General features: G+C 70.4%; 20 protein-coding genes and 1 pseudogene. 17 read left to right on the top strand and 4 right to left on the bottom strand.

Annotation, left to right across the window (positions count from 1 at the left end):
• The first annotated feature begins 101 nt into the window (after nt 1-101).
• From rpsP to trmD, 4 genes are read left to right on the top strand one after another with little or no spacing between them, the layout of a single operon-like run.
• A complete protein-coding gene (gene rpsP, locus ACYQ8K_RS11825) occupies nt 102-632 on the top strand; it encodes a 30S ribosomal protein S16 (protein WP_459969075.1) in 531 nt (176 codons plus the stop codon).
• Nucleotides 633-640: 8 nt separating this feature from the next.
• Complete coding sequence (locus ACYQ8K_RS11820; RefSeq protein WP_003878715.1) at nt 641-883, top strand: RNA-binding protein; 243 nt, start codon at nt 641-643, stop codon at nt 881-883.
• A gap of 24 nt (nt 884-907) precedes the next feature.
• Nucleotides 908-1,435, top strand: coding sequence for a ribosome maturation factor RimM (rimM, locus tag ACYQ8K_RS11815; RefSeq protein WP_459969073.1), 528 nt, complete (start codon nt 908-910; stop codon nt 1,433-1,435).
• 9 nt (nt 1,436-1,444) lie between these two features.
• Nucleotides 1,445-2,152, top strand: coding sequence for a tRNA (guanosine(37)-N1)-methyltransferase TrmD (gene trmD / locus ACYQ8K_RS11810; protein WP_459969071.1), 708 nt, complete (start codon nt 1,445-1,447; stop codon nt 2,150-2,152).
• On the opposite strand, the gene ACYQ8K_RS11805 is transcribed toward trmD, so the two are convergent.
• Nucleotides 2,149-3,126: a serine hydrolase gene (locus tag ACYQ8K_RS11805; RefSeq protein WP_459969069.1), complete on the bottom strand. Its 978-nt coding sequence runs from the start codon at nt 3,124-3,126 to the stop codon at nt 2,149-2,151. The genes trmD and ACYQ8K_RS11805 overlap by 4 nt on opposite strands.
• 344 nt (nt 3,127-3,470) lie before the next feature.
• Between ACYQ8K_RS11805 and rplS the strand changes: the two genes are divergently transcribed.
• The 4 genes and pseudogenes from rplS to ACYQ8K_RS11785 all read left to right on the top strand — a co-directional run bounded on the left by rplS (nt 3,471) and on the right by ACYQ8K_RS11785 (nt 5,929).
• Nucleotides 3,471-3,812, top strand: a complete 342-nt coding sequence (gene rplS, locus ACYQ8K_RS11800) for a 50S ribosomal protein L19 (protein ID WP_064877853.1) — start codon at nt 3,471-3,473, stop codon at nt 3,810-3,812.
• 94 nt (nt 3,813-3,906) lie between these two features.
• Nucleotides 3,907-4,809: a signal peptidase I gene (lepB, locus tag ACYQ8K_RS11795; protein ID WP_459969067.1), complete on the top strand. Its 903-nt coding sequence runs from the start codon at nt 3,907-3,909 to the stop codon at nt 4,807-4,809.
• 2 nt (nt 4,810-4,811) lie between these two features.
• Nucleotides 4,812-5,619: pseudogene (locus ACYQ8K_RS11790) on the top strand (ribonuclease HII).
• 4 nt (nt 5,620-5,623) lie between these two features.
• A complete protein-coding gene (locus ACYQ8K_RS11785) occupies nt 5,624-5,929 on the top strand; it encodes a DUF2469 domain-containing protein (protein ID WP_003875077.1) in 306 nt (101 codons plus the stop codon).
• A gap of 6 nt (nt 5,930-5,935) precedes the next feature.
• Here the strand turns inward: ACYQ8K_RS11785 and ACYQ8K_RS11780 are convergent, their stop codons facing one another.
• Nucleotides 5,936-6,706 (bottom strand): GAF and ANTAR domain-containing protein, encoded by a 771-nt coding sequence (locus ACYQ8K_RS11780; protein WP_459969065.1) that lies wholly within the window; start codon nt 6,704-6,706, stop codon nt 5,936-5,938.
• Nucleotides 6,707-6,965: 259 nt separating this feature from the next.
• Here ACYQ8K_RS11780 and ACYQ8K_RS11775 point away from each other — a divergent pair, with 259 nt between their 5' ends.
• The 4 genes from ACYQ8K_RS11775 to ACYQ8K_RS11760 all read left to right on the top strand — a co-directional run bounded on the left by ACYQ8K_RS11775 (nt 6,966) and on the right by ACYQ8K_RS11760 (nt 10,883).
• Entirely contained in the window at nt 6,966-7,946 is a 981-nt protein-coding gene (locus ACYQ8K_RS11775) for an NAD-dependent epimerase/dehydratase family protein (RefSeq protein ID WP_459969063.1), read from the top strand.
• Between the two features lie 109 nt (nt 7,947-8,055).
• On the top strand, nt 8,056-8,877 hold the full coding sequence (gene fdhD, locus ACYQ8K_RS11770; protein ID WP_459969061.1) for a formate dehydrogenase accessory sulfurtransferase FdhD: 822 nt from the start codon (nt 8,056-8,058) through the stop codon (nt 8,875-8,877).
• A 117-nt stretch (nt 8,878-8,994) separates the two neighbouring features.
• Nucleotides 8,995-9,372, top strand: a complete 378-nt coding sequence (locus ACYQ8K_RS11765; RefSeq protein ID WP_459969059.1) for a YraN family protein — start codon at nt 8,995-8,997, stop codon at nt 9,370-9,372.
• Nucleotides 9,372-10,883 carry a YifB family Mg chelatase-like AAA ATPase gene (locus ACYQ8K_RS11760; protein ID WP_459969057.1) on the top strand — a complete coding sequence of 504 codons (1,512 nt, stop codon included), beginning with the start codon at nt 9,372-9,374 and terminating at the stop codon, nt 10,881-10,883. The genes ACYQ8K_RS11765 and ACYQ8K_RS11760 overlap by 1 nt, the downstream gene beginning before the upstream one ends.
• Nucleotides 10,884-10,909: 26 nt before the next feature.
• Here the strand turns inward: ACYQ8K_RS11760 and ACYQ8K_RS11755 are convergent, their stop codons facing one another.
• Nucleotides 10,910-11,185 (bottom strand): DUF4190 domain-containing protein, encoded by a 276-nt coding sequence (locus tag ACYQ8K_RS11755; protein WP_459969055.1) that lies wholly within the window; start codon nt 11,183-11,185, stop codon nt 10,910-10,912.
• A gap of 110 nt (nt 11,186-11,295) precedes the next feature.
• Between ACYQ8K_RS11755 and dprA the strand changes: the two genes are divergently transcribed.
• The 4 genes from dprA to ACYQ8K_RS11735 are packed head-to-tail and all read left to right on the top strand — an operon-like array spanning nt 11,296 to nt 15,480.
• Complete coding sequence (gene dprA / locus ACYQ8K_RS11750; RefSeq protein WP_459969053.1) at nt 11,296-12,474, top strand: DNA-processing protein DprA; 1,179 nt, start codon at nt 11,296-11,298, stop codon at nt 12,472-12,474.
• Between the two features lie 34 nt (nt 12,475-12,508).
• Nucleotides 12,509-13,366, top strand: coding sequence for a siderophore-interacting protein (locus ACYQ8K_RS11745; RefSeq protein ID WP_459969051.1), 858 nt, complete (start codon nt 12,509-12,511; stop codon nt 13,364-13,366).
• Between the two features lie 24 nt (nt 13,367-13,390).
• On the top strand, nt 13,391-14,551 hold the full coding sequence (locus ACYQ8K_RS11740) for an alpha-hydroxy-acid oxidizing protein (RefSeq protein WP_459969049.1): 1,161 nt from the start codon (nt 13,391-13,393) through the stop codon (nt 14,549-14,551).
• 32 nt (nt 14,552-14,583) lie between these two features.
• On the top strand, nt 14,584-15,480 hold the full coding sequence (locus ACYQ8K_RS11735; protein ID WP_459969047.1) for a tyrosine recombinase XerC: 897 nt from the start codon (nt 14,584-14,586) through the stop codon (nt 15,478-15,480).
• An 8-nt stretch (nt 15,481-15,488) separates the two neighbouring features.
• Here the strand turns inward: ACYQ8K_RS11735 and ACYQ8K_RS11730 are convergent, their stop codons facing one another.
• Nucleotides 15,489-15,980, bottom strand: coding sequence for a M23 family metallopeptidase (locus ACYQ8K_RS11730; protein WP_459969045.1), 492 nt, complete (start codon nt 15,978-15,980; stop codon nt 15,489-15,491).
• A 297-nt stretch (nt 15,981-16,277) separates the two neighbouring features.
• Here ACYQ8K_RS11730 and rpsB point away from each other — a divergent pair, with 297 nt between their 5' ends.
• Entirely contained in the window at nt 16,278-17,108 is an 831-nt protein-coding gene (rpsB, locus tag ACYQ8K_RS11725) for a 30S ribosomal protein S2 (protein ID WP_459969043.1), read from the top strand.

The following is a 17,108-nucleotide window of genomic DNA, read 5'->3' as shown; positions in this document are numbered from 1 at the left end:
GCATCGCCGACCGGTCATACACGCGAGGCAAAACCGGATCCGGGCATCGGGCCCCGATCGCTGAATTGCAGCGTGACACACACAGGAGAATTCGCTTAACCATGGCTGTCAAGATCAAGCTCACCCGGCTTGGCAAGATCCGCAATCCCCAGTACCGCATCGCCGTCGCCGACGCGCGCACCCGCCGCGACGGCCGCTCCATCGAGGTCATCGGCCGCTACCACCCCAAGGAAGACCCGAGCCTCATCGAGATCGACTCCGAGCGCGCCCAGTACTGGCTGTCCGTCGGGGCTCAGCCCACCGAGCCGGTCCGCAAGCTGCTGCAGATCACCGGCGACTGGCAGAAGTTCAAGGGCCTGCCCGGCGCCGAGGGCCGCCTGAAGGCCGCCCCCGCCAAGCCCACCAAGCTGGAGCTGTTCAACGCCGCGCTGGCCGACGCCGACGGCGGACCGACCACCGAGGCCGCCAAGCCGAAGAAGAAGGCCCCGGCCAAGAAGGCCGCCAAGGGCACGGAGGAGTCCGCCGAGGCCGCCGAGCCGGAGGCCGCCGCCGAGACCCCGGCGGAGACTCCCGCTGAGGCCGAGGCGCCCGCCGAGGGCGGCGAGCAGGCCCAGCCGTCCACCGAAAGCTGACCGCGGCGATGAGTACGGTTGTCGTTGACGCTGTCGAGCACCTGGTTCGCGGGATTGTGGACAACCCCGACGACGTCCGGGTCGACATGGTGACCAGCCGCCGCGGGCGGACCGTCGAGGTCCACGTCCATCCCGACGACCTGGGCAAGGTTATCGGCCGCGGCGGCCGCACCGCGACCGCGCTGCGCACCCTGGTCGCCGGCATCGGCGGTCGCGGCATCCGCGTCGACGTGGTGGACACCGACCAGTAGGGCAACGCTGCTCATGGAACTCCCTTGGAGTTGACCGTCGGGCGCGTGGTGAAAGCCCACGGCATCACCGGCGAGGTGGTCGTCGAGGTCCGCACCGACGATCCCGATGCCCGCTTCGCGCCGGGTAACGCGTTGCGCGCCAAGCATTCCCGTGCCGGGTGGCAGCGTGAGCTCACCGTGGAGAGCGCCCGCGAACACGGCGGGCGACTGCTGGTGCGGCTGGCCGGCGTCACCGACCGTGACGCGGCCGACGCGCTGCGCGGCACGCTGTTCGTCGTGGATTCCTCGGACCTGCCCGACATCGACGAGGCGGACACCTACTACGACCATCAGCTCGAGGGCCTGCGCGTGCGCACCACCGCGGGCGAGCAGATCGGTGTCGTGGCCGAGGTGTTGCACACCGCGGCCGGTGAACTGCTGGCGGTGCGGCGCGACGACGGCGACGAGACGCGGGAAGTGTTGGTGCCGTTCGTGTCCGCGATCGTCACGTCGGTGTCGCTGGACGACGGCGCCGTCGAGATCGACCCGCCCGAAGGCCTGCTGGACCTGTAGGCCCTCGATATGAGAATCGACGTCGTCACGATCTTTCCGGCCTACCTGGACCCGCTGCGGCAATCGTTGCCGGGCAAGGCGATCCAGTCCGGCCTGGTCGATCTGCGGGTGCACGACCTGCGGCGCTGGACGCACGACGTGCACCGCTCGGTCGACGATTCCCCCTACGGCGGCGGTCCCGGAATGGTGATGAAGGCGCCGGTGTGGGGTGAGGCTCTCGACGAGATCGCTTCCGGCGAAACACTTTTGGTTGTGCCCACCCCCGCCGGGCGGTTGTTCACCCAGGCGACGGCCGCGCGCTGGAGCGCCGAGTCCCACCTGGTGTTCGCGTGCGGTCGCTATGAGGGCATCGACCAGCGGGTCATCGAGGACGCCGCGGGGCGGATGCGGGTCGAGGAGGTCTCGATCGGCGACTACGTGCTGCCCGGTGGCGAATCGGCGGCGGTGGTGATGATCGAGGCTGTGCTGCGTCTGCTCGACGGGGTGCTCGGTAATCCCGCGTCGCACCGCGAGGATTCGCACTCGCCGGCGCTGGACCGGCGCCTGGAGGGGCCCAGCTACACCCGGCCGCCGAGCTGGCGCGGGCTCGACGTCCCCGAGGTGCTGATGTCGGGTGACCATGCGCGCATCGCGGCGTGGCGCCGGGAGATCTCGCTGCAGCGCACCCGCGAACGCCGGCCCGAACTGCTTGAGCGCGAAGGCGATTCAGCCCCTTAGAGCCCGTGCCGGGGCGCCTCGATGCGGCCCTCCGGAAATATCGTCTTGACCGCCCGGGTGATGGTGTCGCGGGCGGTGGCGTCGTCGGCGGGCTGCAGGGACTGGACCACCATGATGTAGCGGTGGTCGGCCCCGATCAGGCCGGTGGACAGATGCATCCAGTCGCTGCCGATGCAGCACATCCAGCCCTGCTTGACCGCGACCGGCTCGGCGTACAGACCGTCCGGGATGCCGAACCGCTGCGGGTAGCCGTCGAGCCCGTTGGGGGTGGACTGCGCCAGGTCGTTGACGATGATCTTCGCGTCATCGGCCGGCAGGCCGCCCGACCCGTCCAGCAGCATTTCGTAGTAGCGGATCAGGTCGGTCACCGAACTCATCGTGTTCCACCACCGCCCGTCGCTGGGCGGGGTGGTGGAGGACAGGCCGTAGCGGGACGCCACCTCCGTGATGATCGCGGCGCCGCCGCCCTGCCCCCAGAACTTCTCGGCCGCGCCGTCGTCGGACGACTCCAGCATGATGTCCAGGGCCTGGCGGTCGTCGGCGCTCAGCGGCACCTTGCCCTCGGATTCGTGCAGCAGCAGATCGTCGGCGATGAACAGCTTGGCCACCGACGCCGTCCCGATGACCTGGCTGTTTCCGTTGGAGACCAGCTGATGGGTGCTGCGATCGAGGATGGCCACCGACAGGGCGGCGCCGCTGCCGGCCGCCTCGTCGGCGGCCTGCTGGATGCGGGCCTGCAGCTGGCCGAACCCCGGTCCCGGCAGCGCCTGGGCCGGCTGCGGGGGCGTGGCCGCCTCGAGCATCACCGTGGTCGACTGCGGGGGAGTCGAGGTGGGTGGGGCGGAGATGACCCGGACGGGCGCGGCGACCGGCAGGCTGTACACCTTCGCCTGGACCAGCGCCTCGGAGCCGGCGGCAACCACCAACGTCACCGCCGCGGTGGCGGTGAGCAGCGTCAGCGGACGTACCCGCATTCCTCTCCTTCGGCGTGACCTCGACACGGTGCAACAGCGGGCCCGTCGCGCCAACCTGCACCGGCCATCACGCCCCAAGCTCGGGCAGCGCGTTCTGACCCCAGTCATATGTACCATTTACCAGGGCGTTTGGCGCGTTGTGAGCGGCCGAGTCGCTGTGATTTTCGCAGCACGCGTCCCGTCTGGCACAATTGACCAGTTGTCTCCAGCGGTTGCAGGCCGGTTGGGCCGATTTCCGCCCGCTGCGAGATACGCCAGAAAGCCCGAAACCATCGGCTGGGCGACCGCCTCACACCTGCGTGTGGGTAGCTGCCGTCGGCCGCGACCTCAAGGAAGTGTCTCGCATGAACCGGCTGGACTTCGTCGATCAGGCGTCGCTGCGCGACGATATCCCGGTGTTCGGCCCGGGCGACACCATCAACGTGCACGTCAAGGTCATCGAGGGCGCCAAGGAGCGCATCCAGGTGTTCAAGGGCGTGGTGATCCGTCGTCAGGGCGGGGGCATCCGCGAGACCTTCACCGTGCGCAAGGAAAGCTACGGCGTCGGCGTCGAGCGGACCTTCCCCGTGCACTCGCCCAACATCGACCACATCCAGGTGGTGACCCGCGGTGACGTCCGCCGCGCGAAGCTGTACTACCTGCGTGAGCTGCGCGGCAAGAAGGCCAAGATCAAGGAGAAGCGCTGACCCGGGACGCCTTGGTGGCGCTGCTGATTCGTCCGGTCGTTTCTCCGGTGCGCCGGTTTGGGCGGCCCCAACGTGCGCTGGCTACGCTGATCTCGTGACCGATACCGCGGATTCATCGAAGCCCGAGCCCCACGCCGGCGAGTCAGATCCGAAGGTCTCTACCCGCAACCCGGAGACGCGACCCGAGGACGCCGCGACGACGGCCGGATCGATCCCCGAACCGGGACCGGTGGCCGAGACGCCCGAGGGCGAACCAGAGGACCCCAAGCGTTCGACGTTGCGGGAATTCGCGCTCCTGGCGGTGATCGCCGTCGTCCTCTACTACGTCATGCTGACGTTCGTGGCGCGGCCCTACCTGATCCCGTCGGAATCCATGGAGCCCACGCTGCACGGGTGCACGGGCTGCGTCGGCGACCGGATCATGGTCGACAAGGTCAGCTACCGCTTCAGCGCGCCGCACCCCGGTGACGTCATCGTCTTCAAGGGCCCGCCGCCGTGGAACCTCGGCTACAAGTCGATCCGGTCCAACAACACCGTGCTGCGCTGGGTGCAGAACGCGCTGTCCTTCGTCGGCTTCGTGCCGCCCGACGAGAACGACCTGGTCAAACGCGTCATCGCGGTCGGCGGGCAGACGGTGCAGTGCCGGGCCGACACCGGGTTGACGGTCGACGGCAAGCCGCTGAAGGAGCCGTACCTGGATCGCAACACCATGGCCGCCGATCCGTCGGTGTATCCCTGCCTGGGCAGCGAGTTCGGGCCGGTTCACGTCCCGGCCGGACGGCTGTGGGTGATGGGCGACAACCGGACGCACTCCGCGGACTCGCGGGCCCACTGCACCAGCGTGCCGGCCGAGGCACTCAAGGGTGTGTTGTGCACCGGCGACCCGACGTCGGGAACCGTGCCGGTGTCCAACGTGATCGGAAAAGCCAGGTTCATCGTGTGGCCGCCGTCCCGATGGGGCGGCGTGGGATCGGTGAACCCGCAACAGAACCGGTAGCCATGGCCACGACGTGGCCGCCGCGGACGGTGATCCGGAAATCGTCGGGGTTGCGCACCCTGGAATCGGCGCTGTACCGCAGCGGTTTGGGCCCGGTGGCCGGCGTCGACGAGGTGGGCCGCGGCGCCTGCGCCGGACCGCTGGTGGTGGCGGCCTGCGTGCTCGGCCCGGGCCGAATGGAAAGCCTTGCCGCGCTTGATGATTCCAAGAAGCTCACCGAGGCCTCCCGGGAGAAGCTGTTCCCGTTGATTCGCCGCTACGCGCTGGCCTACCACGTGGTGTTCATCCCGCCGGCCGAGGTGGACCGGCGCGGCGTGCACGTCGCCAACATCGAGGGGATGCGCCGTGCCGTCGCCGGGCTGTCCGTGCGGCCCGGCTACGTGCTGAGCGACGGCTTTCGGGTGCCCGGGCTGGCCGTCCCGTCGCTGCCGGTCATCGGGGGCGACGCGGTGGCGGCGTGCATCGCGGCGGCCAGCGTGCTGGCCAAGGTCAGCCGGGACCGGTTGATGGTCGCCATGGAGGCCGACCATCCCGGCTACGGCTTCGCCCTGCACAAGGGCTACAGCACGCCGGCGCACAGCACGGCCCTGGCGCGGCTGGGCCCGTGCCCCGAGCACCGTTATTCGTTCATCAACGTGCGGCGCGTGGCCAACGGGTCGGGCGGCCGGGTGGTGGCCGACTGCAATCCGGACCCACCGCTGCAGCGCGACGGACATCGGTGAGGAAAGATGGGACCAGGATTCCCACCCCGGCGAACGGCAGCTAGCGCCGGGATGCCCGGGGAAAGCTGTCTGGGAGAAGGACGTCTGAGCAGATGAGTGCAGAAGATCTCGAAAAGTATGAAACCGAGATGGAGCTCTCGCTGTACCGCGAATACAAGGACATCGTCGGCCAGTTCAGCTACGTCGTGGAGACCGAGCGCCGCTTCTACCTGGCCAACAGCGTGGAGATGACGCCGCGCAACGCCGACGGCGAGGTCTACTTCGAGCTGCGGCTGTCCGACGCCTGGGTGTGGGACATGTACCGGCCGGCGCGGTTCGTCAAGCAGGTGCGGGTGGTCACCTTCAAGGACGTCAACATCGAAGAGGTCGAAAAGCCGGAGCTGCGGCTTCCCGAGTAGTCGCCCCTAGGTGGTCGGCGGAAGCTGGTTGTCGCCGGGGGCGGGCAGCTGACCGCGCTGCTCGATGACTTCGCGGGCGACGTCGGCCAGCTTGATGTTCAGCGCCTGGGAGTGGCGCCGCAACAGGTCGAACGCGTCGTCCTCGCTCATCTCGTGCAGCAGCATCAGCATGCCGACGGCCTTGCCGATCTCCCGGTTGCTCAGCAGCCCGCGGCGCAGGCTCGCAGCGTCCTCGCCCTTGTGGACGGCGTTGATCGCGACGCTGGCGAACGCGGCCAGCACCGCGGCCCGCCCGGCAGACTCGGCGTCGAACATGTTCGGGGTGTCGCTGAACAGGTTCAGCGCCGCGCCTTTGCGCTTGTCGACCAGCAGCCGGAACCCCATCGCGCCGCGCACCGGGGTCTCGGCGACCAGGATTTTCGCCAGTCGCGGCCATAGCGACGGCGTCGTCAGATCGGTGTCGATCTGCGGCGTCTCCTCCTCGATGGCGTCGATGCAGGGTCCATCGCCGGCCCGCCTCTCGATGTCGTCGATCTGCTTGGCGAGCCGGTCGCTGGCGCCGACGGTGACGTATTTGTCGTTCTCCCGCACCAACAGGCTGGCGTGGTCGCAGCCGCGGACTGTCAGGGTGGCGGCGACGCAGATGGCCGCATACATCTGGTTGGCGTCGGAGCCCTGATAGATGATCTCCGCGAGGGCGGCGAAAACCGTCGCCGGGTCGGCCTTCTCTATACCCGTCGCGGGTGCGTCCGCGCTAGTCCTCGATTGGTCCGCCATGTCATGCCTCATTCCTGCGGTGTCGGCGGTGTTATCCGCGTTCGATCGCCGTAGATTATCCGCCGCCGGTACCAGCCTTACACGCCGTTTCGTCCGGATGCGCCGATCCGGGCATCTTGCCGGTCACCGTCGACCGCCGAGCTACCGCCGAGGAGACGAAGCCCGCCCGTGCAGCCGCTCACGAACCGCGAGACGCTGGAAAGATGGTTCTACCACGCACGCCGAGTTTCGGCAGGCCACGGGAGGGAAGGACGTTCGGATGGGTGTGACCGTCGCGGTGACCGGACCGACCGGGGAGATCGGCCTGTCCGCGGTGACGGCGCTGGAACGCGAGCCCGCCGTCGACGCGATCATCGGGATGGCTCGCCGGCCGTTTGACCCGCCGTCGCACGGCTGGCTGAAGACCAGCTATCAGCGGGGCGACATCCTGGACCGCGAGGCCGTCGACGCCCTGGTCGCGCAGGCCGACGTGGTGATCCACCTGGCCTTCATGATCATGGGCTCGCGCGACGAGAGCGCCCGGGTGAATCTTGAAGGCTCCCGCAACGTGTTCGAGGCGACCGTGGCCGCCGAGCGGCCCCGGCGCCTGGTCTACACCTCGTCGGTGGCGGCATACGGCTACCACTCCGACAACCCCAATCCGCTGACCGAGGATGTGCCCGCCCGGGGATCCGCGGAGCACTACTACTCGGCGCAGAACGCGGCGTCCGAGGCGCTGCTCGCCGAGATCACCGAGGGCTCGCCGCTCGAGGTTTTCGTGTTGCGGCCCTGCATCGTCGCCGGGCCCGAAGCCACCGCGCTGGCCGACGCGATGCCGTGGAATCAGCTGCCCGGCCCGATGCGTGCCGTGGTCAAAGCCGTCCCGGCGCTCAAGCCGGTGGTGCCGGATCCCGGCTTTCCGCTGCAACTGGTTCACCACGACGACGTCGCGACGGCGATCGCGCTGGCTGCCACCGCCCCTGCCCCGCCGGGGGTGTACAACATCGCCGGTGACGGGGTCGTGACGGTGGCCGACGTGGCCAGGGCGCTGGGCGGGCGCCCGGTGCGGGTTCCCGCCGTCGCCGCCACGGCGGCCTCGGCGGCGATCTCGCGGGTGCCGCTGGTGCCGTCCATGCTCGAGTGGCTGCACACCGCGCGGACGTCGATGGTGATGGACACGACCAAGGCCAAGACCCAGCTGGGCTGGCGGCCGCTGCACTCCTCGGTCGAGACGCTGGAAGCGTTGGCCGAGGGGGTGTGAGAGCGTTGTCCTGCTCGGCGTCCGGACGCCGACCGGGGTAGTTTGATCCGGTGGGTTTCCAGCGTTCCGCGCCGTCTCGCGCCGTCTCCGCCGGCGGTGAAATCGCCTAGTGGGGCACGTAACGTCGCGCCGGCGGGTCACGCATCTGACCGCCGAGAAGGCGATCACCCGACCGGAGACCCTGGTCGTCGAGGAGCCGCTGGAGATCCGGGTCGACGGCGCGGCGGTCACCGTGACGATGCGCACGCCGGGTTCGGATATTGAACTGGCCCAAGGCTTTCTGCTCACCGAAGGCGTCATCGGGGGTCGCGACGACGTGCACAGCATCCGGTACTGCGCCGGGCGCGACGACGAGGGTGCGAACACCTACAACGTGCTGGACGTGACGCTGGCCCCGGGGGTAAAAAAGCCTGGCCTCGACGTCACCCGCAACTTCTACACCACCTCGTCGTGCGGGGTCTGCGGCAAGGCGTCGCTGGACGCGGTGCGGCTGATCAGCCGGTTTTCGCCGGGCGCCGATCATGCGACGGTCGCGGCCGCCACCCTCAAGGCGATGCCCGACCAATTGCGTTCGGCGCAAAAGGTTTTCGAGAGCACCGGCGGCCTGCACGCCGCCGCGCTGTTCGGGGTGGACGGCGCGATGCTGGTGGTGCGCGAGGACGTCGGGCGGCACAACGCGGTCGACAAGGTGATCGGCTGGGCGACCGAACACGGGCGGATACCGCTGCAGGCGTCGGTGTTGCTGGTCAGCGGGCGGGCATCGTTCGAGCTGGCGCAGAAGGCCGTGATGGCCGGCATTCCGGTGCTGGCGGCGGTGTCCGCGCCGTCGTCGCTGGCCGTGTCTCTGGCCGAGGAGTCGGGCATCACGCTGGTGGCGTTCCTGCGGGAGGACTCGATGAACATCTACACCCGGGCGGATCGGGTCACCTAGGTCTTCTTGCCCCACCGGCTGTGGATGGGCGCCGCACTGGGGATAACCGCGCGTTGCCGTCGGCCGTGGGTCGCGATGGTGGCCCGTCCCGTCGGGGGCGCCGGGCACGGTGCCCCCATGACGACCGAAACGACGATGACCCGGATCCAGCTGGGGGCGATGGGCGAGGCGCTCGCCGTGGATCACCTGACGCGGATGGGATTGCGGATCGTGGCGCGCAATTGGCGTTGCCGCTACGGCGAACTCGACATCATCGCCCGCGACGACGCAACCTCCACGGTGGTGTTCGTCGAGGTGAAGACCCGCACTGGTGACGGATTCGGGGGACTGGCCCATGCCGTCACCCCCCGCAAGGTGCTGCGGCTGCGCAGGCTGGTCGGCCTGTGGCTGGCAGGCCAGGACCAGCGCTTCTCGGCGATCCGTATCGACGTGATCGGCGTGCGGGTCGGGCGCCGCCGCACCCCCGAGATCACCCACCTGCAAGGGATCGGCTGATGGCGCTGGGACGCGCGTTCTCCGTCGCGGTGCGCGGCGTGGACGGACAGACCGTGGAGATCGAAGCCGACATCACCTCCGGCCTGCCGGGCGTGCACCTGGTCGGCCTGCCCGACGCGGCCCTGCAGGAATCGCGAGACCGCGTCCGGGCGGCTGTCGCCAACTGCGGCAACGCCTGGCCCCAGGCTCGGCTCACCCTGGCGCTGTCGCCGGCGACGCTGCCCAAGATGGGCTCGGTCTACGACATCGCCCTGGCCGCCGCCGTGTTGTCGGCGCAGCGCAAAAACCCGTGGGACCGGTTGGAGAAAACGGTGCTGCTGGGTGAGCTGTCCCTGGACGGGCGGGTCCGGCCGGTGCGCGGGGTGCTGCCGGCCGTGCTGGCCGCCAAGCGCGACGGCTGGCCGGCCGTGGTGGTCCCGGTCGACAACCTCGCCGAGGCCAGCCTGGTCGACGGCATCGACGTGTGGGGCGTGCGCACCCTGCGGCAGCTGCAGAAGTGGCTCAGCGGCTCCGGCGGGCTGGACGGCAGGATCGACACCAAACCCACCGACGGGGAGCCCGAGGCGGACCTGGTCGACGTGGTGGGGCAGACGCAGGCGCGGTTCGCGGTGGAAGTGGCCGCCGCCGGGGCGCACCACCTGATGCTCACCGGGCCGCCGGGGGTGGGCAAAACGATGCTCGCGCAACGCCTTCCGGGCTTGCTGCCGCCGTTGACGGACGCCGAGTCCCTGGAAGTCACCGCGATCCACTCGGTGGCCGGGTTGCTGTCGGGCGACACGCCCCTGATCACCAGACCGCCGTTCGTGGCGCCGCATCACAGCTCCAGCGTCGCCGCGCTGGTCGGCGGCGGATCCGGGATGGCGCGCCCCGGGGCGGTCAGCCGGGCGCATCGCGGGGTGCTCTTCCTCGACGAATGCGCCGAGATCCGGGTCAGCGCGCTGGAGGCCTTGCGAACACCGTTGGAGGACGGCGAGATTCGGCTTGCCCGCCGCGACGGGGTGGCGTGCTATCCGGCCCGGTTCCAGCTGGTAATGGCCGCCAACCTGTGCCCGTGCGCGCCGGCCGACCCGCAGGACTGCATGTGCGCGGCGGCGGCCAAACGCCGCTACCTGGGCAAGCTGTCCGGGCCGCTGCTGGATCGCGTGGACCTGCGCGTGCAGATGCATCAGGTCAAGGCCGGGGCCATCGCGGGCCGAACCGGCGAGTCGACGGCACAGGTCCGCCACCGCGTGGCGCAGGCCCGGGCGGCCGCCGCCGAGCGCTGGTCATCGCACGGATTCCGCACCAACGGAGAGGTCAGCGGCACACTGCTGCGCCGAAAGTTCCGTCCCAGCCACGCGGCGATGGAGCCGCTGCAACGGGCGCTGGACGGCGGACTGCTCAGCATCCGTGGCCTGGACCGCACGTTGCGGGTCGCGTGGAGCCTGGCCGACCTGGCCGGTCGCACCTCGCCGGGGATCGACGAGGTCGCCGCCGCACTCAGCTTCCGTCAGCCCGGGGCGCAGCGATGAGCGCCGCGGCCCATCGACCGGTGGCACTACCAGCGCGCCGTGCTCAGCCAATCGGTGTGCCCACCCCGCACCGCTATCGCGACGCTCACCAGAATCGCGAACGCGCGGGCGAATTGGGCCAGGGCGCGGCCGCTTTCGCCTCGCTGTTCCATCTCGCGCAACCCCAGGCACGCCAGGCCGATGCTGATGATGGGGATGGGAAAACCGATCCAGCTCACCAGGCTGAGCGCGAACGCCGCGACGGCCCAGGGGTTCTTGGGACGCTCGGACACGCTGTAGGCCATCGGCAGGTCGAGGATCATGGGTCGTTCCGTTCGTTTCGGGCCGGCGTGCGGCGGGCGGCTGACCACACCACGTTCGCGCGCGGGGCTACAAGGATCCTTGGCGGATTCTTGAAGCCGGGGGCACGGCGATGACGGCCTCGCTCGACGATCCCGCGCTGCGCGCGTGGGCCTATCTGTCCCGGGTGGCCGAGCCGCCCTGCGCCGAGCTCGCCGCCCTGGTGGCGCAGGTCGGCCCGGTGGAGGCAGCGGAGCGGGTTCGGCGCGGACTGGTCGATGACAACGTGGCTCAGCGTACCGAGGCCCGGCGCGAGATCGATTGCAGCGCAGCCGATCTCGAGATGCTCGCCCGGCGTGGCGGGAGGTTGATCACCCCGGACGACGACGAGTGGCCGCTGCTGGCGTTCGCCGCCTTCCGCGGTGTCGCACCGCGACCCGGCGGCGGTGCGCCGATGGTCGCGCCGATGGCGTTGTGGGCGCACGGGCCCGTCCGGCTCGACGAGGTCGCGCGCCGGGCGGCCGCCGTGGTCGGGACGCGCGCCTCGACCACGTATGGCGAACACGTCGCCGGCGAACTCGCAACGGGGCTGGCGCAGCGCGACGTCGCGGTGGTCTCCGGCGGCGCCTACGGCATCGACGGCGCGGCGCACCGCGCCGTGCTGGACTGCGACGGCGTCACCGTGGCCGTCCTGGCCGGCGGGCTCGACGTTCCCTACCCCAGCGGTCACACCGCACTGCTGCACCGCATCGGCCAGCACGGGCTGCTGTTCACCGAATACGCGCCCGGCATCCGCCCGGCCCGCCACCGGTTCCTCACCCGCAACCGGCTGGTGGCGGCGGTCGTGGGGGCCGCCGTCGTGGTGGAAGCCGGCCTGCGCAGCGGCGCGGCCAACACCGCGGCCTGGGCGCGGGCGCTGGGGCGGGTGGTGGCCGCGGTGCCCGGGCCCGTCACGTCGTCGGCGTCGGCGGGCTGCCACGCCCTGGTCCGCAACGGCGCCGAACTGGTCACCCGCGCCGACCACGTCGTCGAGCTCGTCGGCCACATCGGCGAACTGGCCCGCGAGGAGCCGCACCCGGCGACGCCTCTCGACGGCCTCAGCGACGCCGAACGCCGGATCTACGAGGCGTTGCCGGGCCGCGGCGCCGCCACGGTCGACGAGATCGCGGTCGCCTCCGGAATGGTGCCCGAGCTGGCGCTCGGGCCGCTGGCGATGCTCGAGCTGGCCGGACTGGTGCGGCGTCAGGACGGGCGGTGGCGGATTGTCCGGGCCGTCGCAGGCCGAGCTGCGTCAACGACGCGGCTCGTATAGTCGACCGGGGGTCGGGGTTTGAACAGGAGGACAAGTGGCAGGTCGACCACTGCAACGCTTCGAAGTTGTCGGTACCGAACAGCTCACACCGCACATAGTGCGGATAGTGCTCGGGAGCAAGGATTTTGACGCGTTCGTGCCCAGCAAGTTCACCGACTCCTACGTCAAGCTGGTGTTCGTCGCCGACGACGTGGACGTGGCCGGCCTGCCCGAGCCGCTGACCCTCGACAGCTTCGCCGACCTGCCCCCGGAGAAAAAGCCTTCGGTGCGGACACTCACCGTCCGCCACGTCGACATCGAGAAACGCCGCATCACGCTGGACATCGTCGTGCATGGCGAGCACGGCATGGCGGGTCAGTGGGCGTCCAACGCCCAACCCGGCCAGACGATCTACCTGATGGGCCCCGGCGGCGCGTACACGCCCGACCCGGCCGCCGACTGGCACCTGCTGGCCGGCGACGAATCGGCGCTGCCGGCCATCGCCGCGGCGCTGGAAGCGCTGCCCGCCGGCGCCGTCGGCAAGGCATTCATCGAGGTCGCGGGTCCAGAGGACGAGATCCCGCTGACCGCACCCGAAGGCGTCGAGGTGCACTGGGTGTACCGCGGCGGTCGCGCCGACCTGGTTCCCGAGGACCGCGCCGGCGACCACGCGCCGCTGATCGAGGCCGTCACCAGCGCGCCCTGGCTGCCGGGACAGGTGCACGTCTTCATCCACGGCGAGGCCCAGGCCGTCATGCACAACCTGCGGCCCTACATCCGCAAGGAACGGGGCGTGGACGCCAAATGGGCGTCGTCGATCTCGGGGTATTGGCGCCGCGGCCGCACCGAAGAGACCTTCCGGCAATGGAAGAAAGAACTCGCGCAGGCGGAGTCGTCGAACTCGTCAGCCTGACGGCCGCCTGGCATTGTCTTTTCCATGGCGTTCGCGGACTATCAGAACGAGATCTACTTCAAGGGCCTGGGCGGAGTGGCGCCCACGCTGCCGATGGGCTTCGCGGAGCTGGAGGCGCGCGCCGAGCGGGCGATGTCGCCGTCGGTGTGGTCCTACGTCACCGGCGGCGCCGGTGACGAACGCACGCAGCGGGCCAACCGGGAGGCGTTCGATCGCTGGGGCCTGATACCGCGCATGTTCGTCGGCGCCGCGGCCCGCGACCTGTCGGTGGAGATGTTCGGCCTGACCCTGCCGTCGCCGGTGTTCATGGCCCCGATCGGGGTCATCGGCATCTGCGCCCAGGACGGTCACGGCGACCTCGCCACCGCGCGCGCGGCGGCGGCCACCGGCGTCCCGATGGTCGTGTCCACCCTGACCGCCGACCCGATGGAAGACGTCGCCGCGCAGTTCGGTGACACCCCCGGCTTCTTCCAGCTCTACACGCCGAAGGATCGCGACTTGGCCGCCAGCCTGGTCCAGCGGGCCGAGGCCGCCGGTTACAGGGGAATCGTCGTCACCCTCGACACCTGGATTCCCGGCTGGCGCCCGCGCGACCTCAGCACGGCCAACTTCCCCCAGCTGCGGGGGCTGTGCCTGAGCAACTACACCAGCGACCCGGTCTTCCGCGCCGCCCTCCAACGGCCGCCGGAAGAGGACCCACCGGGCGCCGTGCTGCAGTGGGTGACGACCTTCGGGAATCCCCTGACCTGGGACGACCTGCCCTGGCTGCGGTCGCTGACCGACCTGCCGCTGATCATCAAGGGCATCTGTCACCCCGACGACGCGCGGCGCGCCAGGGACGGCGGCGTCGACGGCATCTACTGCTCCACCCACGGCGGCCGGCAGGCCAACGGCGGCCTGCCCGCACTCGCGTGCCTGCCCGGCGTCGTCGAGGCGGCCGACGGGCTGCCGGTCCTGTTCGATTCGGGGATCCGCGGCGGCGCCGACGTCGTCAAGGCGCTCGCGCTGGGCGCGACGGCGGTGGGCATCGGCCGGCCGTACGCCTACGGCCTGGCGCTCGGCGGCGCCGACGGCATCGTGCACGTGCTGCGCTCGATCCTGGCCGAAGCCGACCTCATCATGGCCGTCGACGGCTACCCGACGCTCAACGATCTCACCCCGGACACGCTTCGGCGCGTCGACTAGAGCGGCCCGGGCGCGCCTGCCACCGTGGGGGAGTGGAGGCGATCCTCGACGAGTTCGACGAGTACCTGGACTTGCAGTGCGGCCGTTCCGCGCACACCCGTCGGGCCTACCTCGGCGACCTGCGCTCGCTGCTCACCTTCATCGGCGATCGCGGCGTCGGCCTGGACGGGCTGAGCCTGCCGTTACTGCGTTCCTGGCTGTCCGCGGCGGCCGCGGCCGGCGTCGCCCGCACGACGCTGGCCCGGCGCACCTCGGCGGTCAAGGCCTTCACCGCCTGGGCCGTGCGGCGCGATCTGCTCACCACCGACCCGGCCACCCGGCTACAGGTCCCCAAGGCACACCGCACCCTGCCCGCGGTGCTGCGCCAGGACCAGGCCGCCGACGCCATGGCCGCCGCCAAATCCGGTGCGCAGCAAGGCGATCCGATGGCGCTCCGGGACCGGCTGATCGTGGAGATGTTGTACGCCACCGGGATCCGGGTCAGCGAGCTGTGCGGCATGGACGTCGACGACGTCGACACCCATCACCGGCTCGTCAAAGTCCTCGGCAAGGGCAATAAGCAGCGCAGCGTGCCGTTCGGCCGGCCCGCCGCCGAGGCACTCGACGCCTGGCTGACCGACGGGCGCCCGGCCCTGGCGAACGCCGAGTCGGGCCCGGCGCTGCTGTTGGGAGCGCGGGGCCGCCGACTCGACGTCCGGCAGGCGCGCACGGTGGTGCATCAGACCATCGCCGCGGTGGACGGCGCGCCGGACATGGGCCCGCACGGCCTGCGGCACAGCGCGGCCACGCACCTGGTCGAAGGCGGTGCCGACCTGCGCATTGTCCAGGAGCTGCTCGGGCATTCCAGCCTGGCGACCACCCAGCTCTACACCCACGTCGCGGTGTCCCGGCTGCGCGCGGTGCACGACCAGGCCCACCCGAGGGCCTGAAACTCGCCTCAGCGGTTCAGCGGTTTGAGCCGTACCGGCGTGGACTTCAGCAGGCCCAGCGGATCGACATAGCGCGCGCCCGACGCCGGGCCCCACATCGCACCCCAGTGCAGGCACGCCGCGGCCGGGCAACCGGCATGCCCGGGCATCAGCTCGCCGATCACGGTCCCGGCCGTCACCGACTGGCCGACCCGCACCGCCGCCCGGACCGGCTCGTAACTGGTGTGCAATCCGCCCGGGTGGGCCAGCGACACCACCGGCCGCCCGGCCAGCAGCCCGGCGAACACCACGGTCGCGGTACCCGCCGCATACACCGGCTGAGCGGCTGCGCCGGCCAGGTCCACGCCCCGATGGCCGGGATTCCAGTTGGGCGAGGGGGCGTCGAATGCCCGGGCGACGGCCGGCGGCGGGCGCAGCGGCCACTCCAGGCGGTCCTCGGCGGCACCCGCCGGCACCGCGCTGACCAGGCCCGCACACAACAGCGCCGCCGTCCACCGCATCCATGCAGTTCAGCGCGCCGCCGGCCGCCCCGCCCACCCGGGCGCGCCGGTTTTGTGGACGAGCGCCCCGATTGGGGAAGCGTGGCGAAACCACCTGCTGAGTCGGTGTAAACTGCTGGTCGCAGCTCGTTCGCGGGCTGACTTCGCGCGTCTGCATCGCGTCTCTGGTTCCACGAGGAGAACGCAATCGCATGCCGGGCGGTCCCGTCCAAACAACGGGTCCGGCATCGCAGCAGCCGCCAGGGCCCGGCCATCAACCCGATGCCGGGCGACAACCGACACAAGTAAGGCACAACCATGGCCGTCGTAACCATGAAGCAGCTGCTCGACAGCGGCACCCACTTCGGGCACCAGACCCGTCGCTGGAATCCCAAGATGAAGCGGTTCATCTTCACCGACCGCAACGGCATCTACATCATCGACCTGCAGCAGACCCTGACCTTCATCGATCAGGCGTACGAGTTCGTCAAGGAGACCGTCGCCCACGGCGGCAGCGTGCTGTTCGTCGGCACCAAGAAGCAGGCGCAGGAGTCCGTCGCCGCCGAGGCCACCCGCGTCGGCATGCCGTATGTGAACCAGCGCTGGCTGGGCGGCATGCTGACCAACTTCCAGACCGTGCACAAGCGGCTGCAGCGCCTCAAGGAGCTCGAGGCGATGGAGCAGACCGGCGGCTTCGAGGGTCGCACCAAGAAGGAAATCTTGATGCTGACCCGCGAGAAGAACAAGCTGGACCGCAGCCTCGGCGGTATCCGCGACATGGCCAAGGTGCCGTCGGCCATCTGGGTCGTCGACACCAACAAGGAGCACATCGCCGTCGGCGAGGCCCGCAAGCTCGGTATCCCGGTCATCGCGATCCTGGACACCAACTGCGACCCCGACGAGGTCGACTACCCGATCCCGGGCAACGACGACGCGATCCGTTCGGCCGCGTTGCTGACCAAGGTGATCGCCTCGGCGGTCGCCGAGGGCCTGCAGGCCCGCGCCGGGGTCGGCCGCGGCGACAAGCCCGAGGCCGAGGCCGCCGAGCCGCTCGCCGAATGGGAGCAGGAGCTGCTGGCCTCCGCTACCACCACCGCCCCCACCGAAGCCGCTGCGGGCGCCCCCGAACCAACAACTAACCCCTCATAG

It is taken from the genome of Mycobacterium sp. MUNTM1 (genome assembly GCF_054660795.1).
This window is presented reverse-complemented; position numbering and strand designations above follow the sequence as displayed.

Coding starts and splice junctions, on each gene's coding strand:
- rpsP (WP_459969075.1), top strand. CDS start 102: ATGGCTGTCAAGATCAAGCTCACCCGGCTTGGCAAGATCCGCAATCCC.
- ACYQ8K_RS11820 (WP_003878715.1), top strand. CDS start 641: ATGAGTACGGTTGTCGTTGACGCTGTCGAGCACCTGGTTCGCGGGATT.
- trmD (WP_459969071.1), top strand. CDS start 1,445: ATGAGAATCGACGTCGTCACGATCTTTCCGGCCTACCTGGACCCGCTG.
- ACYQ8K_RS11805 (WP_459969069.1), bottom strand. CDS start 3,126: ATGCGGGTACGTCCGCTGACGCTGCTCACCGCCACCGCGGCGGTGACG.
- rplS (WP_064877853.1), top strand. CDS start 3,471: ATGAACCGGCTGGACTTCGTCGATCAGGCGTCGCTGCGCGACGATATC.
- ACYQ8K_RS11785 (WP_003875077.1), top strand. CDS start 5,624: ATGAGTGCAGAAGATCTCGAAAAGTATGAAACCGAGATGGAGCTCTCG.
- ACYQ8K_RS11780 (WP_459969065.1), bottom strand. CDS start 6,706: ATGGCGGACCAATCGAGGACTAGCGCGGACGCACCCGCGACGGGTATA.
- ACYQ8K_RS11775 (WP_459969063.1), top strand. CDS start 6,966: ATGGGTGTGACCGTCGCGGTGACCGGACCGACCGGGGAGATCGGCCTG.
- ACYQ8K_RS11765 (WP_459969059.1), top strand. CDS start 8,995: ATGACGACCGAAACGACGATGACCCGGATCCAGCTGGGGGCGATGGGC.
- ACYQ8K_RS11760 (WP_459969057.1), top strand. CDS start 9,372: ATGGCGCTGGGACGCGCGTTCTCCGTCGCGGTGCGCGGCGTGGACGGA.
- ACYQ8K_RS11755 (WP_459969055.1), bottom strand. CDS start 11,185: ATGATCCTCGACCTGCCGATGGCCTACAGCGTGTCCGAGCGTCCCAAG.
- dprA (WP_459969053.1), top strand. CDS start 11,296: ATGACGGCCTCGCTCGACGATCCCGCGCTGCGCGCGTGGGCCTATCTG.
- ACYQ8K_RS11740 (WP_459969049.1), top strand. CDS start 13,391: ATGGCGTTCGCGGACTATCAGAACGAGATCTACTTCAAGGGCCTGGGC.
- ACYQ8K_RS11730 (WP_459969045.1), bottom strand. CDS start 15,980: ATGCGGTGGACGGCGGCGCTGTTGTGTGCGGGCCTGGTCAGCGCGGTG.
- rpsB (WP_459969043.1), top strand. CDS start 16,278: ATGGCCGTCGTAACCATGAAGCAGCTGCTCGACAGCGGCACCCACTTC.